We start from the raw sequence: 17,808 nt of genomic DNA on the forward strand, positions 1-17,808 counted from the left end.
AAAAAGCATGGCTATTGATATACAAACCGCTCCCTCCCCCTGGCGAAATCGCTATTTACTGATGCGCCATGGCCATAGCCAGGCTAACGCCGCCGGGTTGATTATTAGTTCGCCCGAGCGCGGCATAGAGAACTTTGGTCTTTCCGAGTATGGCGAGCAACAGCTTGCCCAGCGAATGACTGACTGGCAGTGGCCAGCGCCGACTCGCGTGGTGCATTCGGATTTTTTGCGTACCACCCAAACGGCGGCCCGAGTGGCCGCCGCGTTTGGGTTAGTCCCTAGCGTGGATATGCGCTTAAGAGAACGCTATTTTGGCGAATTGGAGGGGCAGGGCGACGATGGCTACCCACGTATATGGGCGTTTGATGCTCAAAACGCGGAGCATCAGTACCACCAGGTAGAAGCAGTGAGCGCGGTGGCAACGCGCATGCGGGCCGCGATAGACGACTGGGAACAGCGGGTCAGTGGAGAAACCATTGTCCTGGTCAGCCATGGTGATCCGCTGCAAATCCTGCTCACGGCGTTGGCCGGAAAGCCGCTGAGCCAGCACCGTGAGCAGGCAGCCCTACTGCCCGCCAGTATCACGTTGATAGGGCCCTAGGCGCTGCCTTCCGATGGCGGAATCCAGGCAATCATATCGACTTCCACGTCGGCGCCACCGGCAAGACCCGTGACGCCAATGCAGGTGCGCGTGGGCAACGGCTGGGGGAAATAGCTGGCGTAAACCTTATTGACCTCGTCGAAGTGGCCCATGTTGGTAATAAACACCCGCGATTGCACTACGTACTCAAACGCGCTGCCGACTTCTTCCAACACGATAGCCAGATTCTGCATCACCCGGTGGGTCTGCTCGGTGAAGGTGCCCAACAGCATCTCGTTGGTCTCGGGCACCGTTGGCATCTGCCCGGTAATAAACACCAAGTCACCTACGCGACAGGCGTGGGAAAACGGCGCAATAGGCTGGGGCGCGCGGTCGATAAATAGCTTTTCCATGGTGTCGCTATCCTTTGTAGATTGTTTTTAACTGCTTTTTTCAAAAGCCTTATAACCATCATGGGCCTCGAGTGAGGCCCATGATGGTTGATTTATCCACAGCGGCTTATGCAAAACAGGCTGTGTATCAATGCCCGAGAATCTGGCTTAAGAACAGCTGGGTACGCTCAGACTGGGGGTTGTTGAAGAACGGTTCCGGCGCGTTCTCTTCAATGATCTGCCCCTGATCCATAAAGATCACCCGATCGGCGACGGTTTTGGCGAAGCCCATTTCGTGGGTGACACAAATCATGGTCATGCCTTCTTCCGCCAGCTCCACCATCACGTCCAGCACCTCTTTGATCATTTCTGGATCAAGGGCGGAGGTGGGTTCGTCAAACAGCATCACATCGGGGTGCATGCATAACGAGCGGGCAATCGCCACGCGCTGCTGTTGACCGCCCGAAAGCTGGCCGGGGTACTTGTCCGCTTGCTCAGCAATACGCACCCGCTCCAGGTATTGCATGGCCAGTGCTTCGGCTTCCTTGCGCGGCTTCTTCTGCACCCACATTGGCGCGATACAGCAATTTTCCAGCACCGATAAATGCGGGAAAAGATTGAAGTGCTGAAACACCATGCCCACGCTGCGGCGAATTTGCTCAATTCGCTTAACGTCTTGGGTTAGCGCGACACCGCCCACGGAGATATCGCCTTTTTGGTGCTCTTCAAGGTGGTTAATGCAGCGAATAAGCGTTGACTTACCCGAGCCCGAAGGGCCACACACCACGATGCGCTCGCCGCGCTTTACTTCTAGATAGATATCGCGCAGCACGTGAAAATCGCCGTACCACTTGTTGACGTTGTGCATCTCGACCATCAGGTCGGAGGCGTTGGTGGCTGCTTGTGTCATGTTGAAATCCTACTCAAAATCGAAAGAAAGCGGCATCAAGCGCTGTGGGTAAGCCTATTGCTTATGGCCGGTATTTAGCTTGCGTTCCAGGTACTGGCTGTAGCGCGACATACTGAAACAGAAAATCCAGAACACGAAGGCGGCAAACACATAGCCCTCTATCGAGAAGCCCAGCCAGCGCGAGTCGGAAAGCGCCGCTTGCACAATGCCCAACAGGTCAAACAACCCGATAATCATCACCAGCGTGGTGTCTTTAAACAGCGAGATAAACGTATTGACGATACCGGGAATCATCATTTTCAGCGCCTGCGGCATCACGATTAATCCCATGCGCTTCCAGTAAGTCATGCCTAGCGCCGCCGCCGCTTCGTCCTGACCTTTGGGGATGGCCTGTAAACCACCACGAATGACCTCGGCCATATAGGCGCTTTGGAACAGCGTCAGGCCGATCAAAGCCCGAATAAGACGGTCCACGTTCATTTCTGAAGGCAGAAACAGGGGCAACATCACCGAGGCCATAAACAGAATGGTGATGAGTGGAACGCCGCGCCAAAACTCGATAAAAATCACACAAAAGGTTCTGACGATGGGCATCGTGGAGCGTCGCCCCAGCGCCAGTACAATGCCAATCGGTAGCGCGCCCACCATGCCCACCGTGGCGAGTAGCAGGGTCAGCATTAAGCCGCCCCAGCGGTGGGTGGAAACGCGCGGCAGGTCAAAATAGCCGCCGTGCAAAAGCACGTAAGCGATCACCGGGAAAACCAGTAGGGCAAACAGCGTCATCCAGCGTTTAAACGGCAGGCGAGGGATCACCATCCAGGCAATAATGCCTGCAAACATGGCAAAAACAATGTTGGCGCGCCAGTACTCCTCACTGGGGTAGAGACCGTAAATAAACTGGGAAAAACGCGCGTTAACGAATACCCAGCAGGCGCCGACCCGTGAGCAATCCTCACGGCTGGTGCCTACCCAGTCGGCATCGATAAACGCCCACTGGATCGTAGGTACCACCAGTAAATACAGCACGTACAGGCCCAGCAGCGTGAATAGGCTATTGATGGGGCCGTTAAACAGATTGCCACGTAGCCAGGCAATCGGGCCAATGCTGCCTTTGGGCGCTGGTTGCTGAGGTAGGGTGTCTTTATTGTGAATCATGGAATCGCCTCCGGCCTAGCGTTCGACCAGCGCAACGCGAGCGTTGAACCAGTTCATGAACATGGACACCAGCAAGCTGATGATCAGATAAACCGCCATGGTCATGGCAATGACTTCGATTGCCTGACCGGTCTGGTTGAGCGTGGTGCCAGCAAAAACCGACACCAGGTCGGGGTAGCCGATGGCGGTGGCCAGTGACGAGTTTTTAATCAGATTGAGATATTGGCTAGTGAGCGGCGGAATGATGACACGCATGGCCTGCGGTATCACCACCAGGCGTAGCACCAGTTTGCGCGGCAAGCTGAGTGCCTGGGCGGCTTCCGTTTGGCCATGGGGGATAGCCTGGATACCCGAGCGTACGATTTCGGCAATAAACGATGCGGTATAAATGGAAAGCGCCAGCCACAGGGCCAAAAACTCGGGAATGATGGTGATGCCGCCACCGAAATTAAAGCCGCGTAGCACCGGCATCTCCCAGGTGACCGGCACGCCGGTTACGACCAATACCAGCAAGGGAAGGCCGAAAATAAGGACCAGCGATATCCAGAAAACTGGCAAGCGCTTGCCGGTGGCCTCATGGCGGCGCTTATTCCAAATGACCAGCGCGATGCTGGCAATGATTGCCACCACAAAGGTAGCGGGGATCAGTCCAAAGCCCGATTCAAACAGCGGTTCAGGCAAATACAGCCCACGGACATTAAGAAAGATGGCCTCGCCAAACGCCATGCTCTCTCGGGCGCTGGGTAGCGAGCGCAAAACGGCGAAGTACCAGAAGAAAATTTGCAGCAGCAGTGGGATATTGCGGAAGGTCTCGATGTAGGCGTTGGCCAGCTTAGCGATCAGCCAATTAGGCGATAACCGCGCAATACCAACAATAAAACCAATAATCGAGGCGGCTAATACCCCCAATCCACCGACCAGCAAGGTGTTGAGTAGGCCAATCACGAAGGTGCGGCCATAGGAGCTTTGTGACGAGTACTCGATCAAGGTTTGACCAATACCAAAGCCAGCTGTGTTGTTCAGAAAGCCAAAGCCCGTGGTGATGCCCCGGGCATCCAGATTGGTTTGGGTATTATTGACAATATAGATCAGGAAAGCCGCGACAGCGGCGACGACGATGATCTGAAAAATAAGCGCGCGCTTCGCGCGGTCTCGCCAAAACGGCGGCTTGTGGCCGGCGGGGCGAAAGTTGGGTCTTACCGACATGGGTGGCGTCTCCGCGATACGGAAGGTCAATCAAATAGCCCGCCATTACCTGGGAAAGGCAACGGCGGGCCAGGGTCAAACGAGACGCTTAGCGAATCGGGGGGGCATACTGGAAGCCACCGTCGTTCCACAGGGCGTTAACACCGCGCTCAATTTCAAGCGGAGAGCCCATGCCCACGTTGCGGTCAAAGCTTTCAGCGTAGTTACCGACTTGGCTAATAATGTTGTAAGCCCAGTCAGCTTCAAGGTTCATGCCTTCGCCGTAGTTGCCGTCCTGGCCGAGCAGACGCGCAATATTGGGATCTTCGGATTCAAGCATCTCTTCAGCATTCTCGCTGGTGACGCCGTACTCTTCGGCATTGATCATCGCAAACAGCGACCATTTCACGATGTTGAACCAAGTGTCATCGCCTTGACGAACGACCGGGCCCAGCGGCTCTTTGGAGATGACGTCGGACAGGATCATTGAGGCCTCTGGATCCTCAAGCTGGATGCGCAGCGCGGCCAATTGCGACGTATCAGATGTCAGCACGTCACAACGGCCGGCTTGATAGCCACCCACGGTTTGTTCAGAAGTATCAAAGACGATGGGGTTGAATTCCATGTCGTTGGCACGGAAGTAGTCGGCCAGGTTTAGCTCGGTGGTGGTGCCGGACTGGATGCAGATAGAGGCGCCGTCAAGCTCATCGGCGCTGGAAATGCCCAGGTCACGGGCGACCATAAAGCCTTGGCCGTCATAGAACGTGACGCCGGTGAAATTCAGGCCCAGGGTAGTGTCGCGAGTAGTGGTCCAGGTGGTATTCCGTGACAGTACATCGACTTCGCCGGACTGCAGCGCTGTGAAGCGTTCCACGGCGTTAAGAGAAATAAAGTCTACCGCCTCAGCGTCACCGAGTACCGCTGCCGCCACGGCGCGGCAAACGTCAACATCGATGCCTTGCCAGTTGCCTTCGTCATCCGGAGAGGAGAAACCCGGCAGGCCATCGCTGACACCACAGCGAACCGAGCCGTTATTAATCGTGTCTTCCAGCGTGTCGGCCTGAGCCGTTGCCATGCTCGCCAGTGTCAGCGAGCCAGCAGACGCTAATAGCGCTAGGTGTTTTTTATTGAACATTGAGTTCCCCTCGAAGTCGTTGAAATCAGTCATTGAAATCGTTATGCATGCCGAAGCATGTCACTTAACCTAGCAAGGAAGATGCCAACAGGGGTACAGGGGCTAATTCAGCGCTTTTCAACGCTACTTAACTAATTCGAGACGAACGTCTAGGTGCAAAAACGTCATCGCCCGCCTCGCTTTGCACCTTTTTAGGGCGAGCTGGGCGGGCGGTAGCACCAAGACAGGTGATCGGTGCGCGTTTACTCGGCCGCGAATGCCTTGCGCATAAACGGCGGGAGGACGAGCGCGCCACGGTGTGCTTCAACGCTGTAGTACTCAAGCGGCAGCGCGTGGTTCGCTGCCGCCTGCTCGCGAAACGTATTAACGTCGGTGGCTTTGCCTGCCAGCGTAATGCTCCACCAGCCCGATGGGTAAACCGGCTGGGGGAAGGGCAGCGTGGCAACGCTGTTAAAGCCCGCCTCGCGCATATCGTGACGCAGTTCGCGGATAATCGAACCGCTGTGGTAAAGCGGCGATTCACTTTGCTGCACCATCACGCCGCCGCTTTTCAAAATGCGGTGGCAGCGCTTTAAAAAATCGGTTTTAAACAGCCCTTCAGCGGGCCCAACCGGGTCGGTGGAGTCGATGATTAAAACATCGATGCTTTCATCCGGTGCATCGTCCACCCACTTGACGCCATCGGCAAACAGCAGTTCGGCGCGCGGGTCGTTGTTGGACGCCACCAACGCTGGGAAAAAGCGCTCAGCTGCCTTGGTCACTTCTGCGTCGATATCTATCTGGGTGACTTTCTCAACGCCAGGGTGGCGCAGGACTTCTTTCAGTGTGCCGCAGTCGCCGCCGCCGATAATCACCACTCGCTTGGGATCCTGATGGGTAAACAGCGCCGGGTGGGCGATCATCTCGTGGTAGAGGAAGTTATCGCGATCGGTGAGCATCACGCAGCCATCCAACACCATCAGGTTGCCGTAGGTCTCGGTGGCGTACACCTCCAGGTGTTGGTAGTCGCTCTGCACATCCAGCAGCTTTTCAGTGATCTTCAGCGAGAAGGCGCTGCCGTGGCTATCAAAGACTTCGGTAAACCACTGGTCGTCGCGTAGTTCGCTCATGAATCGGCTCCTGAATGCAGCTGGTCTGCGTGGGTTGGGATATCCCGATGATACTGCGGGCTTAACTCGTGCAGCGCTTCCATAAAGGCGCTGACGTTATCCGGGTTGGTAAATTGGCTGATGCCATGGCCCAGGTTAAACACGTGACCAGGACCGTGGCCGTAGCTTTCCAGCACGCGGGCGACTTCGGCGCGAATAGCCGAGGGGCGGGCAAACAGCACGTTGGGGTCCAGGTTGCCCTGCAGCGCTACTTTATGGCCCACGCGGGCGCGGGCATCGGAAAGCTCGGTGGACCAGTCGATACCCACCGCATCAGCACCGGCACAGGCGATATGCTCAAGCCACTGGCCGCCGTTTTTGGTAAAGAGAATCACCGGTACGCGGCGGCCGTCGTGTTCGCGAATCAACCCGGCGACAATTTGCTCCATGTAGCGCAGCGAGAACTCAAGGTAGGCAGGCGTCGAAAGCGCGCCGCCCCAGGTATCAAAAATCTGCACCGCCTGAGCGCCCGCGCGAATTTGCGCGTTCAGGTAGTCAGTCACTGCATGCGCTAATGTATCCAGTAGCTGGTGCATGGTGTCCGGCGTGTCGTAGAGCATGGTTTTCAGGTGGCGGAAATCTTTGCTGGAGCTACCTTCAACCATGTAGGTTGCCAGCGTCCAGGGGCTGCCGGAAAAGCCAATGAGCGGCATGCGGCCATTCAGCTCGCGGCGAATGGTGGACACCGCGCGCATCACGTAATCCAGGTCGCGCTCGGCATCGGGCACGCTTAGCGCGGCGACTTCTTCCGCGGTGCGCACGGTTTTGCGGAATTTGGGGCCTTCACCGGTTTCAAAGTAGAGCCCTAAGCCCATGGCATCGGGAATCGTTAAAATATCCGAAAATAGAATCGCTGCATCCAGCGGGAAGCGTTCCAGCGGCTGCAAAGTGACTTCGCAGGCAAGGTCATGATTGCGGCATAGATCCATAAAGCTGCCCGCATCGGCCCGTCTGGCACGGTATTCCGGCAGGTAACGGCCGGCTTGACGCATCATCCATACCGGCGTGCGGTCGACAGGCTGGCGCGCCAGGGCGCGAAGAAAACGATCATTTTGCAACGGTGTGGTGGTCATAAATACTTGCTCTTAAGAAATTTGCCCGCATCGTATGGGGGAGCGTGTAGGCGGGATTGTATGCGGCCAATTGTACTTGAAAATAGCGGATAGGGCGGTGTCCGGAGTGGCAAAAATCGTCGCACCCGGCGAATTTTTCTCCTTTATTTAGCCACCTCGCCAGCGTGAGGCGGGCGCCGCTTCCTGATAGAATAGCTGCCTATTTTGCCAACACTGGTGTGGTTAACTGGTTTGGTCTATCAGCGAGGTAACCTGTGACCATTCGCTTCATTGCCGCTTCCCGGCTGCCCACCCCTTGGGCGACATTTACCATGCATGGCTTCGAAGATGAAGCCACAGGCAAGGACCATATTGCCCTCACGCTGGGCGATGTGACCGGTGACGAGCCGGTGTTGGGACGGGTCCATTCTGAGTGTCTCACCGGCGATGCGCTGTTCTCGATGCGCTGCGACTGCGGCTATCAGCTGCAGGAGGCGCTCAAACGCATCGCTGAAGAGGGCCGCGGCGTGCTGTTTTATCTGCGCCAAGAAGGCCGTGGCATTGGCCTGTTAAACAAAATCCGTGCTTATCATCTGCAAGATCAGGGCGCTGACACTGTCGAAGCCAATGAGCAGCTTGGCTTTGGCGCCGATATGCGCCGCTATGATCTATGCGTACCGATGCTCGACCACCTGGGGGTGACGGCGTTGCGGTTAATGACCAATAACCCACGCAAGGTGGATGCGTTGACCCGGGATGGGGTGAACGTTGTTGAGCGCTTACCCATCACCACCGGTTTAAACCCCCATAACGAACAGTACCTTGCCACCAAAGCAGGCAAGCTCGGTCATATGATGGCCCTGGATGACTTTACCCAAGCTAGCGACGTGGATATTGAGCGTAAGGGGTGATAGCCAGCGAAGTAGTAACCAGGGCCCGAACGTAAGGAGCGCCCTATGACGCAAACAATGCGCGACATACCCGCAAATCTCAGCGAATTCAGCGCGCTCGAAGAGCGCTTGAACAGCATTACCCACGGCATCGGCGCTGTGCTCAGCCTGGTGGGGATGGTGGTGCTAATAGTAGCGGCTAGCTTAGCCGCTCGTGTCGACCCGTGGAAAATGGTTAGCTTAAGCCTGTACGGCACGACCCTGGTGTTGCTATATACCGCCTCGACGCTTTACCACGGTGTTCCCCATCGGCACTGGAAGCAGCGTTTACAATTGCTTGACCACTGCTCGATTTATCTTTTGATTGCGGGCACTTATACGCCTTTTCTGCTCGTTAATATGCGCGGCACGACGGGCTGGGTCTTGTTTGCCGTCGTTTGGTCGTTGGCGCTTTCGGGGATTGCCTTTAAGCTACGCTGGCCCCAGCGCTTTGCGTTATTGCGCGTGGTCATTTATCTGCTCATGGGCTGGATGATCGTCCTGGCGTCAGAAGAGATGGCCGCGCATCTATCGCCGACGGGTATCGTCCTGCTGGCCGCAGGCGGAGTCACCTATACACTCGGCGTGATCTTCTACGCCGTGCGCGCTATTCCCTATAATCACGCCATTTGGCATCTTTTTGTCATCGCCGGTAGCATTTGTCACTACTTTGCCGTTTATAGCGCCGTTTTGCCCCATACATCGCCTGCGTAACACTCGCATTGTCTCATTAAATTGTATTACGTCCTTGAGGTATGCAGCGTTAGTTGGCAAGATCAAAAAAAGAGAAGCTCAACGAGCTTTTCCACCCAGAGGATTAGCATGAGTTCTACTAATAATAACGCCCACGATACGACAATGCCGTCAGTGCTTGGGAAGCAAGATCAATCTGATGACATGATTCATCGCATCGGCCATTTAACCCGGCTACTGCGGGACAGCATGAAAGAGCTGGGGTTGGATCAGCAGATTTCCCAGGCAGCGCAAGCTATTCCTGATGCCAATGACCGGCTTAACTATGTCGCTTCGATGACCGAGCAGGCCGCGGAGCGGGCGTTAAACGCCGTCGAGCGCGCCCAGCCCGTTCAAGATAGCCTTGAAAGTGAGGGTGCCGCCCTGGACAAACGCTGGCAGGCGGCGATGGCGAAGCTAGTGGAGGTAGAGAGCGACCCGGCGCTGGTGGCCGATACGCAGCACTACTTGAGTAATACGCTTCCCAAAGCGACCGGCGATACGCAAAAAGAGCTGCTCGAAATCATGATGGCTCAAGACTTCCAGGATCTCACCGGTCAGGTGATCAAGAAGATGACGGAAGTGATTAAATTAATCGAAGAGCAGCTGGTACAAGTGCTGGTCGACAATGTGCCCAACGTGACCGACGGCGTTAAGCACGAAGACAACCGCGATGAACATGCCAAGCTGCGTAATGGGCCACAGGTGGGCAAAGACAAAGCCGATGTGGCCACCGGCCAAGATCAAGTCGACGATCTGCTCGACGATCTCGGCTTTTAACGGACACCCCGCCAGGTTCGCAAGGCACCGAATTAAATCGTGTTACTAAGCGCCCCGCGCCTCACGAATACGCTCGTAGGCGTTGCCAATTTCGCTGGTGCGCGCTTGGGCGACATCGCGCATGCTGTCTGGCAGGCCTTTGCCGGCCAGTTTGTCGGGGTGGTTTTGGCTCATTAAGCGGCGGTAGGCCTTTTTGATTTCGCTGTCGCTGGCGTCTTCGGAAACCCCTAGTACGCGGTAAGCGTCTTTCAGCGCTTCTTCGCTGGCGCCCTGGGAGTTGGCGGCGGCGCCGTGCAGCATGGCTTCGATCTGCTGGACTTCGGTTTCGCTGCAGCCTACCCCGCGGGCGACGCGTAGGATCATTTCTTGCTCGGCGGGGTGGAGCACGCCGTCGGCGGCAATAGCGCTGAGTTGAACCTGAATAAATACCTGACGCAACACCGGCTGGCGCTGGGTCAAGCGATTAACGGACGCCAGCTCGGCGTCAAGGTCGAAATCATCGGCACGCCCGCGCTCGAAAGCGGCGCGTGCTTTAGCGCGCTGTTCGCCCTGTAAATGCATCTGGTCAAACAGTTTTTCGGCAACGTCTCGCTCGTCGTCGGTCACTTTGCCGTCGGCTTGGCACAGGCAGCCCATGACGGAAAAGATCGACTCCAGAAAGCTTTCTTGGATGCGCATTCGCGCGATTTTCAGGCGACGACTTAGGCGTCGCCCCAGCCACCAGCCCAAACCGCCGCCAATAAGCAGCCCCACCGGGCCGCCAAATGCGAGGCCGATCAGGGCGAAGATAATAATCAAAAATAGCATGGCAATCTCAAAAGTGGTTGAAAGTTACACGTCATTAAACGCTAAAGGGCTAAGGCAGCCGGGCGCGAATAGCACGCTCAATGCCGGCGCTATCCAGCTGGCAGTCGGCGAGCAGCTCTGCGGGGGTGCCGTGTTCGACAAAGGCATCGGGCAGGCCGATGTTGAGCACTTCGACCTGCACGCCTTCGGCGTTGAGTAGCTCATTGACGGCGCTGCCTGCGCCACCGGCAACCACGTTTTCTTCCAAGGTCACCAACAGCTCGTGTTCGTCGGCGGCGTGCAGCAGCGTGTCGCGGTCCAGGGGTTTGATAGAGCGCATATTGATATGGGTGGCATTGAGCCGTTCGGCAACTTCCGCCGCCGCGCTGTTGAGGCTGCCAAAGGCCAGCAGTGCAATGCGTACACCGTCGCTGGCGGCGTGGCGGCGCACGTCAGCCTTACCAATCGCCATGGGCTCAAGGTGCGTAGGAATCTCTACGCCTGGCCCGGTGCCGCGGGGGTAGCGCACCGCCGCAGGGCCAGGGTGGTGATAGGCCGCACTGAGCATAGCGCGGCACTCGGCTTCGTCTGCGGGGGCTAAAATCACCATGCCGGGCACGCAGCGCAAAAACGACAGGTCCATGCTGCCGTGGTGCGTGGGGCCGTCCTCGCCCACTAAGCCCGCGCGGTCAATCGCAAAGGTGACGTCGAGGCTTTGCACCGCCACATCGTGAATGAGCTGATCGTAGCCGCGTTGGAGAAAAGTGGAATAGATGGCGACCACCGGCTTCATGCCTTCGCAGGCCATGCCCGCCGCGAGCGTTACCGCGTGCTGCTCAGCAATCGCCACATCGAAATAGCGCTGAGGGTACTCTTTTGAGAAGCGAATCAGATCGGAGCCTTCGCGCATCGCCGGGGTAATGCCCATTAGGCGTGGGTCCGCCGCGGCCATATCGCACAGCCAGTCGCCAAACACGTTGCAGTATTTTTTCTTGGGCGGTGGCGGTGTCTCCGCCGGTTTTTTGACCGACGTCGCCGTGGCCGAGGTACCGGGCTTTTCTAATTTGGTAATCGCATGGTAGCCAATCTGATCCGCCTCGGCGGGCAGGAAGCCTTTGCCCTTGACCGTTTTGATATGCAGAAATTGCGGGCCTTCCAGGTCGCGCAGGTTCTCCAGCGTCTCGGTTAACGCGTCGAGGTCGTGGCCATCAATGGGGCCAACGTAGTTAAAGCCCATTTCTTCAAACAGCGTGGCGGGGCTGACCATGCCTTTCATGTGCTCTTCGGTGCGGCGGGCAATTTTGAGCGCACCGGGCAGGTGTGAGAGCACTTTTTTGCCCTCTTCGCGCATTTTCAGGTAAGGCTTGCTGGACAGTACCCGGGCGAGATACGTCGCCATACCGCCGACGTTCTCGGAAATCGACATCTCGTTGTCGTTGAGCACTACCAGCAGGTTGGCTTCCACATGGCCTGCGTGAGCCAGCGCCTCGAAGGACATGCCCGCGGTGAGCGCGCCGTCGCCAATAATCGCGCACACGTGGCGCTTTTCGCCTTGGGCCTTGGCCGCCAGTGCCATGCCCAGCGCCGATGAAATGGACGTGCTGGAGTGGCCCACGCCAAAGGTGTCGTACTCGGATTCGGCGCGGCGCGGAAAAGCGGCCAGGCCGCCGTGCTGGCGAATGCTCAGCATGGTCTCGCGGCGGCCGGTAAGAATCTTGTGCGGATAAGCCTGATGGCCAACGTCCCACACCAAGCGGTCGTGGGGCGTATTAAAGGCGTGGTGCAGGGCAACGCTCAACTCGACAACGCCGAGCCCGGCGCCAAAATGACCGCCTGAGACGCCTACGCTATACAGCAGGTAGGCGCGCAGCTCGTCGGCCAGCTGGGCGAGCTGGTGGGCGTTCATGGCCCGCAGGGCAGCGGGGTGGTCAAAAGAGTCGAGCAGTGGCGTGGCCGGGCGCTCGCGGGGTATCTCGTCGAACAGCTTCATGGGCATGTTTAGTGGTCGCGCTCGATCATGTAGTGGGCTAAGTCGGCCAGCGGTGCGGCACCTTCGCCCAGCGGGGCGAGGGCGGCAATGGCCTCGTCGATCAGGCTTTGGGCTTTGCGCTGCGCGCCCTCCAGCCCCAGCAGGCTGGGGTAAGTGGGCTTGGCACGGGCGGCATCGGCGCCTGACGTTTTGCCTAGGGTAACGGTGTCGCCGGTCACATCCAGGATGTCGTCGTGAATCTGGAAGGCTAGTCCAATGGCGCGGGCGTAGCGAGTCAGCGCGTTCAGGCGGGGGTCATCCTCCGCCACTGCGACCAGTCCACCCAGGCGCACTGCGGCGACGATCAGCGCGCCGGTCTTATGGGCGTGCATATGGGCCAGGGCGTCAACATCCGGATGGCCGCCGACGGCGTCTAAATCCAGCGCTTGGCCCGCCACCATGCCATCACGACCGGACGCCGAGGCCAAGGTGTGGATCAAGTGACTGAGCCGCGGGTGAGCCGTGCTGGCCAGTACCTCAAAGGCCAGCGCCTGCAGGGCATCGCCGGCTAGAATCGCGCTGGCTTCATCAAAGGCTTTATGCACCGTGGGTTGACCGCGGCGCAGGTCGTCGTCGTCCATGGCGGGTAAGTCGTCATGGATCAGCGAGTAGGCGTGGATGAGCTCGATGGCGGCGGCCGGTGCGTCTAACGCTTTAGCGTCGGCACCCAGCGCTTTCCCGGCCATGTATACCAGCAGCGGGCGCAGGCGTTTGCCCCCCACCAGCAGGCCATGGCGCATGGCGGCCTCAAGCCTTGGCGCTACCGCGGGGCGGCTGTCGAAAAGAGCCGCTAATGTGGCGTCCACGCGGGTATTGCTGGTTTGGCGCAGGGTGGCAAGCGGGCTTTGCTGCGTGGCTACCATGGGGGCGTCTCCTTGCTGTCTTCATCGGCGGCATCCTTGGGGTCGTCGGGGCCGGCAAAGGGCGCCACGTTCAAACGCCCTTCGCTGTCTTCGCTGAGCGCACGCACTTTAAGCTCGGCGCTGTCCAGGCGCTGCTGGGCGTCGCGGGTTAGCCGCACACCCTGTTCAAACGCGGTCAGTGAATCTTCCAATGAGAGCTCGCCTGACTCGAGACGTTCAACGATGGTTTCGAGTTGCTCAACCGTCGCGGCAAAATCCTGCGGGGGTGGTGTTGTATCACTCATTGGGAGGTGCCTGCCAACCGGTATTGTGAAAATAGACCCTAGTATACACCGACGCCTGGGGGTGGCGTCTGCCTTTCAGCCTACGCCAATGGTGGCGACTTGCGATCCATTCATCGTCAGGACGCAGACTTTTCATCATCTTGAACCGGTCTGAAGCGGTTGGGCTGTGCTACGATATGTGCCTCCTGTAAACCGATACACGGCGCTTGCCGCCGACCATAGAGGTTGATTCAGCCATGGCCAAAACGTCCCTGGACAAGAGCAAGATCAAGATCCTGCTACTCGAGGGCGTCCACCAAAGCGCGGTGGACAATTTTCACACGTCAGGTTACGCCAATATTGAGCACCTGCCGACATCGCTTGATGAGGACGCGCTGATCGACAAGATCCGCGATGTTCACTTCATCGGTATTCGTTCCCGTACCCAGTTGACGGAGCGCGTGTTCGCAGCGGCGGAGAAACTGGTCGGCGTTGGTTGTTTCTGTATCGGCACCAATCAGGTCGATTTGACCGCTGCCTTAACCCGCGGTATCGCGGTGTTCAACGCGCCTTACTCCAATACCCGTTCGGTGGCTGAACTGGTGCTGGCGGAAGCCATCATGCTGCTGCGGGGGATCCCTGAGAAAAACGCCCGCGCCCACCAGGGCGGCTGGCTTAAGTCAGCTAAGAACTCCCACGAAGCGCGCGGTAAAACGCTGGGTATCGTTGGCTACGGCAGCATCGGCGCCCAGCTTTCGGTACTGGCCGAGTCATTAGGCTTTAACGTTATCTATTACGATGTGATTGCCAAGCTGGGCATGGGCAACGCCAATCAAGTAGGCAGCCTTGAAGAGCTGCTGGGGCGTTCTGATGTGATCAGTTTGCACGTGCCTGATCTTGCCTCTACCCGTTGGATGATCGGCGCCAAAGAGATCGCCGCCATGAAATCCGGCGCAATCTTTATTAATGCTTCCCGCGGTAGCGTGGTTGAAATCGAACCGCTGGCCGAGGCACTTAAAGCCGGTAATCTCAACGGGGCGGCGATTGATGTCTTCCCGGTCGAGCCAAAAGGCAACGGAGAAGAGTTTGAGAGCCCGCTGCGCGGCCTGGAGAACGTGATTCTGACGCCGCATATCGGTGGCTCTACCCTGGAAGCCCAGGAGAACATCGGTATCGAAGTATCAGAAAAACTGATCACTTATTCCGATAACGGCACCACCGTGACCTCGGTTAACTTCCCCGAAGTCGCGCTGCCCGCTCACCCTGACAAGCACCGTTTGCTGCACATTCACCACAACGTACCGGGCGTGCTGTCGCAAATTAACCGCGTGCTGTCTGAAAACGGGATCAACATCTCGGGTCAGTACCTGCAGACCAACGAAAAAGTCGGCTATGTGGTTATTGATGTGGATAAAGCCTACGGCCCCCAGGCGCTGGAAGCATTGAAGCAGGTGGATCACACGCTGAAAATTCGTGCGCTCTACTCGTCACAAAACAGCTAACGTATTGAGTTAAATAAGTTGGGCTATTCGTCATCTAATGTGGATTTAAGATTGGTTGGCTATTTTGTATCTCACTGTTCAGATCGCAACCACTAAGCCAGCTATCTGTTGTGGGAGGCCGCTTCAGCGTGGTCCGACACTTCGGTGGTCCGACACTTCGGCGAAGGGTGCCGTAGGCACCCCCTTGGTTTCATCATGCTAATAGCCCAAACATTCGCGAGCTGAAGCTCCCTCCCACGAGAGCTACCCTCATGCTGGCAGAGTTAATTCCATACTGAGCGACGAAAAGCCATAAGTCAGCTATAAAAAACGGCGCCTCTTGTGAGGCGCCGTTTTAGGAGGTGAAGGTGATCAATCCAAATCAAACAGCAACACTTCGCCCGCTTCCTTGCCGGTCAGGCTAATCGACTCGTCCGGCTGAAACGCCGCCGCATCGCCTGCGCTTAGCGTCTCGCCGTTGATCTCCATTTCGCCTTTTACCACGTGTAGCCAAGCGTAGCGCGAAGGCGGTGCTGTTGCCTGTTCGCCAGGGTTGAACAGGCCCGCGTAGAGGTTAACGTCTTGATTGATACTGACGGAGCCTTCGCTGCCCGCCGGCGAAGCCACCAAGCGCCATTGGCCTTGCCGCTCGGCGGCTGGAAAGGCTTTTTGCTCGTAGCTGGGTTTAATGCCGAGCTGCTTGGGTTCAATCCAGATCTGCAGAAAATGCAGCTCGTTCTCTTTGGAGTGGTTGAACTCGCTATGCAGCACGCCAGTGCCCGCTGACATGCGCTGCACATCGCCCGGGCGCATCACCTCGCCGTTACCCAGGTTGTCTTTGTGCTCCATTTCGCCCGCCAGTACGTAGGAGATAATCTCCATATTCCGGTGGGGGTGAGCGCCAAAGCCGTGGCCGCCCGCGACGCGATCTTCATTGATCACGCGCAGGGCACGAAACCCCATATGGTTGGGGTCAACATAGTTGGCAAACGAAAACGTATGGTACGAGCGCAGCCAGCCGTGGTCAGCGTAGCCGCGTTCATTAGCACGACGAATAATCATGGTCTACTCCGCAGGTGGCGTGAGAGGGAATCAAGCATAATATACGCCTCACGGCGGCTGAATGGCGTGAAGCTTTCAGCACGTTAGCTTCGAATAAATCGATGTTTTTCGCATTGGTTGCGCTAGATCAAAGGCGTTAAGCCTTTACATGGCGCGCTACGCTAAACTTTCGGTGCACTTTTCGTTAATATAGGCGCCTCTTTTAACCCGGTCCGCCCTTTACGCGGGTGACTACCTGGAGCAAGTGAATGTCTGTATCAAGCCCCGTTTCAAGCACGGTCTCAAGCACGGTTTCAAGCCCCGTGCTGCCTATCGTGGTCGCCGCGCTGTATAAATTTGTCACTCTGAACGATTTCGAAGCGCTGCGCGAACCGCTACGCCAAACCATGCTCGATCATGGCGTCAAGGGCACGCTGCTGCTGGCGAAAGAGGGTATTAACGGCACGGTAGCGGGCAGCCGCGAAGGCATTGACGCATTGCTTGCTTGGCTGACCGCCGACCCGCGTTTCGCCGATATCGATCACAAAGAGTCCTATTGCGACGAAACGCCGTTCTATCGTACCAAGGTCAAACTTAAAAAAGAGATCGTGACGCTCGGCGTGGCGGATATTGACCCTAACGACACCGTGGGCACCTACGTTGAGCCGGAAAACTGGAACGACATCATTGCCGACCCGGAAGTGCTGGTGATTGATACCCGCAACGATTACGAAGTAGCCATCGGCAGCTTTGAACGGGCGATAGACCCTAAAACCACCGCGTTCCGCGAGTTTCCCGAGTACGTGCGCGAGCACTACGACCCTGAGAAGCATAAAAAAGTCGCCATGTTCTGCACCGGCGGTATCCGCTGCGAAAAAGCCTCTAGCTTTATGCTTAAAGAGGGCTTCGACGAGGTCTACCACCTAAAAGGCGGCGTGCTGAACTACCTGGAAAAAGTCCCCGAAGAGCAATCGCTATGGCGCGGTGAGTGCTTTGTGTTCGATAACCGCGTTACGGTTCGCCACGATCTAAGCAAAGGCGAGTTCGAGCAGTGCCACGCCTGCCGTATGCCCATCTCCGCCGAGGATATGCAGTCTTGTGCCTATGAGCCGGGCATTAGCTGCCCCCACTGTATCGATTCGCTGCCGGAGAAAACCCGCAACGCTGCGCGTGAGCGCCAGCGTCAAATTGAACTCGCCAAAGCGCGCGGCGAACCGCACCCCTTAGGCCGCGATACCCGCAAAATGAAATCGCATGGCTGAAAAATAGAGCGGCTAGCATCGTTGCAAGCATCGCTGAGTGAGTGGAATTCGTTTCCGTAAACGCGACAGCGGCGGCGTTGACACG

Annotated in this window: 18 protein-coding genes; 6 read left to right on the forward strand and 12 right to left on the reverse strand. The window is 57.2% G+C overall.

Annotated elements, in window-relative coordinates; all coding sequences use genetic code 11:
- Nucleotides 1-7 precede the first annotated feature (7 nt).
- Nucleotides 8-601, forward strand: a complete 594-nt coding sequence (locus HVA01_RS00085; RefSeq protein ID WP_246129351.1) for a histidine phosphatase family protein — start codon at nucleotides 8-10, stop codon at nucleotides 599-601.
- Here the strand turns inward: HVA01_RS00085 and HVA01_RS00090 are convergent.
- The 7 genes from HVA01_RS00090 to hemE all read right to left on the reverse strand — a co-directional run bounded on the left by HVA01_RS00090 (nucleotide 598) and on the right by hemE (nucleotide 7,578).
- Nucleotides 598-993, reverse strand: a complete 396-nt coding sequence (locus tag HVA01_RS00090) for a RidA family protein (protein WP_146872440.1) — start codon at nucleotides 991-993, stop codon at nucleotides 598-600. The two genes, HVA01_RS00085 and HVA01_RS00090, sit on opposite strands and share 4 nt — an antisense overlap.
- Before the next feature lie 127 nt (nucleotides 994-1,120).
- Nucleotides 1,121-1,882, reverse strand: a complete 762-nt coding sequence (locus HVA01_RS00095) for an amino acid ABC transporter ATP-binding protein (RefSeq protein WP_281288452.1) — start codon at nucleotides 1,880-1,882, stop codon at nucleotides 1,121-1,123.
- Between the two features lie 54 nt (nucleotides 1,883-1,936).
- Nucleotides 1,937-3,037, reverse strand: a complete 1,101-nt coding sequence (locus HVA01_RS00100; RefSeq protein ID WP_146872441.1) for an amino acid ABC transporter permease — start codon at nucleotides 3,035-3,037, stop codon at nucleotides 1,937-1,939.
- Nucleotides 3,038-3,052: 15 nt separating this feature from the next.
- Nucleotides 3,053-4,243, reverse strand: coding sequence for an amino acid ABC transporter permease (locus tag HVA01_RS00105; RefSeq protein ID WP_146872442.1), 1,191 nt, complete (start codon nucleotides 4,241-4,243; stop codon nucleotides 3,053-3,055).
- An 88-nt stretch (nucleotides 4,244-4,331) separates the two neighbouring features.
- On the reverse strand, nucleotides 4,332-5,357 hold the full coding sequence (locus HVA01_RS00110; RefSeq protein ID WP_146872443.1) for an amino acid ABC transporter substrate-binding protein: 1,026 nt from the start codon (nucleotides 5,355-5,357) through the stop codon (nucleotides 4,332-4,334).
- A 242-nt stretch (nucleotides 5,358-5,599) separates the two neighbouring features.
- The gene (speE, locus tag HVA01_RS00115) at nucleotides 5,600-6,466 is read right to left on the reverse strand and encodes a polyamine aminopropyltransferase (RefSeq protein WP_146872444.1); all 867 of its coding nucleotides are present in this window, start codon (nucleotides 6,464-6,466) and stop codon (nucleotides 5,600-5,602) included.
- Nucleotides 6,463-7,578, reverse strand: coding sequence for a uroporphyrinogen decarboxylase (gene hemE, locus HVA01_RS00120; protein ID WP_146872445.1), 1,116 nt, complete (start codon nucleotides 7,576-7,578; stop codon nucleotides 6,463-6,465). Before hemE ends, speE begins: the two co-directional genes overlap by 4 nt.
- Before the next feature lie 254 nt (nucleotides 7,579-7,832).
- Here hemE and ribA point away from each other — a divergent pair, with 254 nt between their 5' ends.
- The 3 genes from ribA (at nucleotide 7,833) to cheZ (ending at nucleotide 9,998) form a co-directional block, all read left to right on the forward strand.
- Nucleotides 7,833-8,468: a GTP cyclohydrolase II gene (ribA, locus tag HVA01_RS00125; RefSeq protein ID WP_146872446.1), complete on the forward strand. Its 636-nt coding sequence runs from the start codon at nucleotides 7,833-7,835 to the stop codon at nucleotides 8,466-8,468.
- A 45-nt stretch (nucleotides 8,469-8,513) separates the two neighbouring features.
- Complete coding sequence (gene trhA / locus HVA01_RS00130) at nucleotides 8,514-9,200, forward strand: PAQR family membrane homeostasis protein TrhA (RefSeq protein WP_246129353.1); 687 nt, start codon at nucleotides 8,514-8,516, stop codon at nucleotides 9,198-9,200.
- 108 nt (nucleotides 9,201-9,308) lie between these two features.
- Complete coding sequence (cheZ, locus tag HVA01_RS00135) at nucleotides 9,309-9,998, forward strand: protein phosphatase CheZ (RefSeq protein WP_146872447.1); 690 nt, start codon at nucleotides 9,309-9,311, stop codon at nucleotides 9,996-9,998.
- Between the two features lie 45 nt (nucleotides 9,999-10,043).
- On the opposite strand, the gene djlA is transcribed toward cheZ, so the two are convergent.
- The 4 genes from djlA to HVA01_RS00155 are packed head-to-tail and all read right to left on the reverse strand — an operon-like array spanning nucleotide 10,044 to nucleotide 13,960.
- Entirely contained in the window at nucleotides 10,044-10,805 is a 762-nt protein-coding gene (gene djlA / locus HVA01_RS00140; protein ID WP_146872448.1) for a co-chaperone DjlA, read from the reverse strand.
- A gap of 49 nt (nucleotides 10,806-10,854) precedes the next feature.
- Nucleotides 10,855-12,780, reverse strand: a complete 1,926-nt coding sequence (gene dxs / locus HVA01_RS00145; protein WP_146872449.1) for a 1-deoxy-D-xylulose-5-phosphate synthase — start codon at nucleotides 12,778-12,780, stop codon at nucleotides 10,855-10,857.
- 2 nt (nucleotides 12,781-12,782) lie between these two features.
- Complete coding sequence (ispA, locus tag HVA01_RS00150) at nucleotides 12,783-13,676, reverse strand: (2E,6E)-farnesyl diphosphate synthase (RefSeq protein ID WP_146872450.1); 894 nt, start codon at nucleotides 13,674-13,676, stop codon at nucleotides 12,783-12,785.
- Complete coding sequence (locus tag HVA01_RS00155; RefSeq protein WP_146872451.1) at nucleotides 13,670-13,960, reverse strand: exodeoxyribonuclease VII small subunit; 291 nt, start codon at nucleotides 13,958-13,960, stop codon at nucleotides 13,670-13,672. The genes ispA and HVA01_RS00155 overlap by 7 nt, the downstream gene beginning before the upstream one ends.
- A 236-nt stretch (nucleotides 13,961-14,196) precedes the next feature.
- Here HVA01_RS00155 and serA point away from each other — a divergent pair, with 236 nt between their 5' ends.
- On the forward strand, nucleotides 14,197-15,441 hold the full coding sequence (gene serA, locus HVA01_RS00160; protein ID WP_146872452.1) for a phosphoglycerate dehydrogenase: 1,245 nt from the start codon (nucleotides 14,197-14,199) through the stop codon (nucleotides 15,439-15,441).
- A gap of 351 nt (nucleotides 15,442-15,792) precedes the next feature.
- Here serA and HVA01_RS00165 read toward each other — a convergent pair whose 3' ends face one another.
- Nucleotides 15,793-16,482, reverse strand: a complete 690-nt coding sequence (locus HVA01_RS00165; RefSeq protein ID WP_146872453.1) for a pirin family protein — start codon at nucleotides 16,480-16,482, stop codon at nucleotides 15,793-15,795.
- A gap of 248 nt (nucleotides 16,483-16,730) precedes the next feature.
- On the opposite strand from HVA01_RS00165, the gene trhO reads away from it, so the two are divergent.
- A complete protein-coding gene (trhO, locus tag HVA01_RS00170; protein ID WP_146872454.1) occupies nucleotides 16,731-17,723 on the forward strand; it encodes an oxygen-dependent tRNA uridine(34) hydroxylase TrhO in 993 nt (330 codons plus the stop codon).
- The last annotated feature ends 85 nt before the right edge of the window (nucleotides 17,724-17,808 follow it).

Origin of the sequence: Halovibrio variabilis (assembly GCF_007991175.1) — a bacterium.
Taxonomy (GTDB): domain Bacteria; phylum Pseudomonadota; class Gammaproteobacteria; order Pseudomonadales; family Halomonadaceae; genus Vreelandella; species Vreelandella variabilis.

Coding starts and splice junctions, on each gene's coding strand:
- HVA01_RS00085 (WP_246129351.1), top strand. CDS start 8: ATGGCTATTGATATACAAACCGCTCCCTCCCCCTGGCGAAATCGCTAT.
- HVA01_RS00090 (WP_146872440.1), bottom strand. CDS start 993: ATGGAAAAGCTATTTATCGACCGCGCGCCCCAGCCTATTGCGCCGTTT.
- HVA01_RS00095 (WP_281288452.1), bottom strand. CDS start 1,882: ATGACACAAGCAGCCACCAACGCCTCCGACCTGATGGTCGAGATGCAC.
- HVA01_RS00100 (WP_146872441.1), bottom strand. CDS start 3,037: ATGATTCACAATAAAGACACCCTACCTCAGCAACCAGCGCCCAAAGGC.
- HVA01_RS00105 (WP_146872442.1), bottom strand. CDS start 4,243: ATGTCGGTAAGACCCAACTTTCGCCCCGCCGGCCACAAGCCGCCGTTT.
- HVA01_RS00110 (WP_146872443.1), bottom strand. CDS start 5,357: ATGTTCAATAAAAAACACCTAGCGCTATTAGCGTCTGCTGGCTCGCTG.
- speE (WP_146872444.1), bottom strand. CDS start 6,466: ATGAGCGAACTACGCGACGACCAGTGGTTTACCGAAGTCTTTGATAGC.
- hemE (WP_146872445.1), bottom strand. CDS start 7,578: ATGACCACCACACCGTTGCAAAATGATCGTTTTCTTCGCGCCCTGGCG.
- trhA (WP_246129353.1), top strand. CDS start 8,514: ATGACGCAAACAATGCGCGACATACCCGCAAATCTCAGCGAATTCAGC.
- cheZ (WP_146872447.1), top strand. CDS start 9,309: ATGAGTTCTACTAATAATAACGCCCACGATACGACAATGCCGTCAGTG.
- djlA (WP_146872448.1), bottom strand. CDS start 10,805: ATGCTATTTTTGATTATTATCTTCGCCCTGATCGGCCTCGCATTTGGC.
- dxs (WP_146872449.1), bottom strand. CDS start 12,780: ATGCCCATGAAGCTGTTCGACGAGATACCCCGCGAGCGCCCGGCCACG.
- ispA (WP_146872450.1), bottom strand. CDS start 13,676: ATGGTAGCCACGCAGCAAAGCCCGCTTGCCACCCTGCGCCAAACCAGC.
- HVA01_RS00155 (WP_146872451.1), bottom strand. CDS start 13,960: ATGAGTGATACAACACCACCCCCGCAGGATTTTGCCGCGACGGTTGAG.
- serA (WP_146872452.1), top strand. CDS start 14,197: ATGGCCAAAACGTCCCTGGACAAGAGCAAGATCAAGATCCTGCTACTC.
- HVA01_RS00165 (WP_146872453.1), bottom strand. CDS start 16,482: ATGATTATTCGTCGTGCTAATGAACGCGGCTACGCTGACCACGGCTGG.
- trhO (WP_146872454.1), top strand. CDS start 16,731: ATGTCTGTATCAAGCCCCGTTTCAAGCACGGTCTCAAGCACGGTTTCA.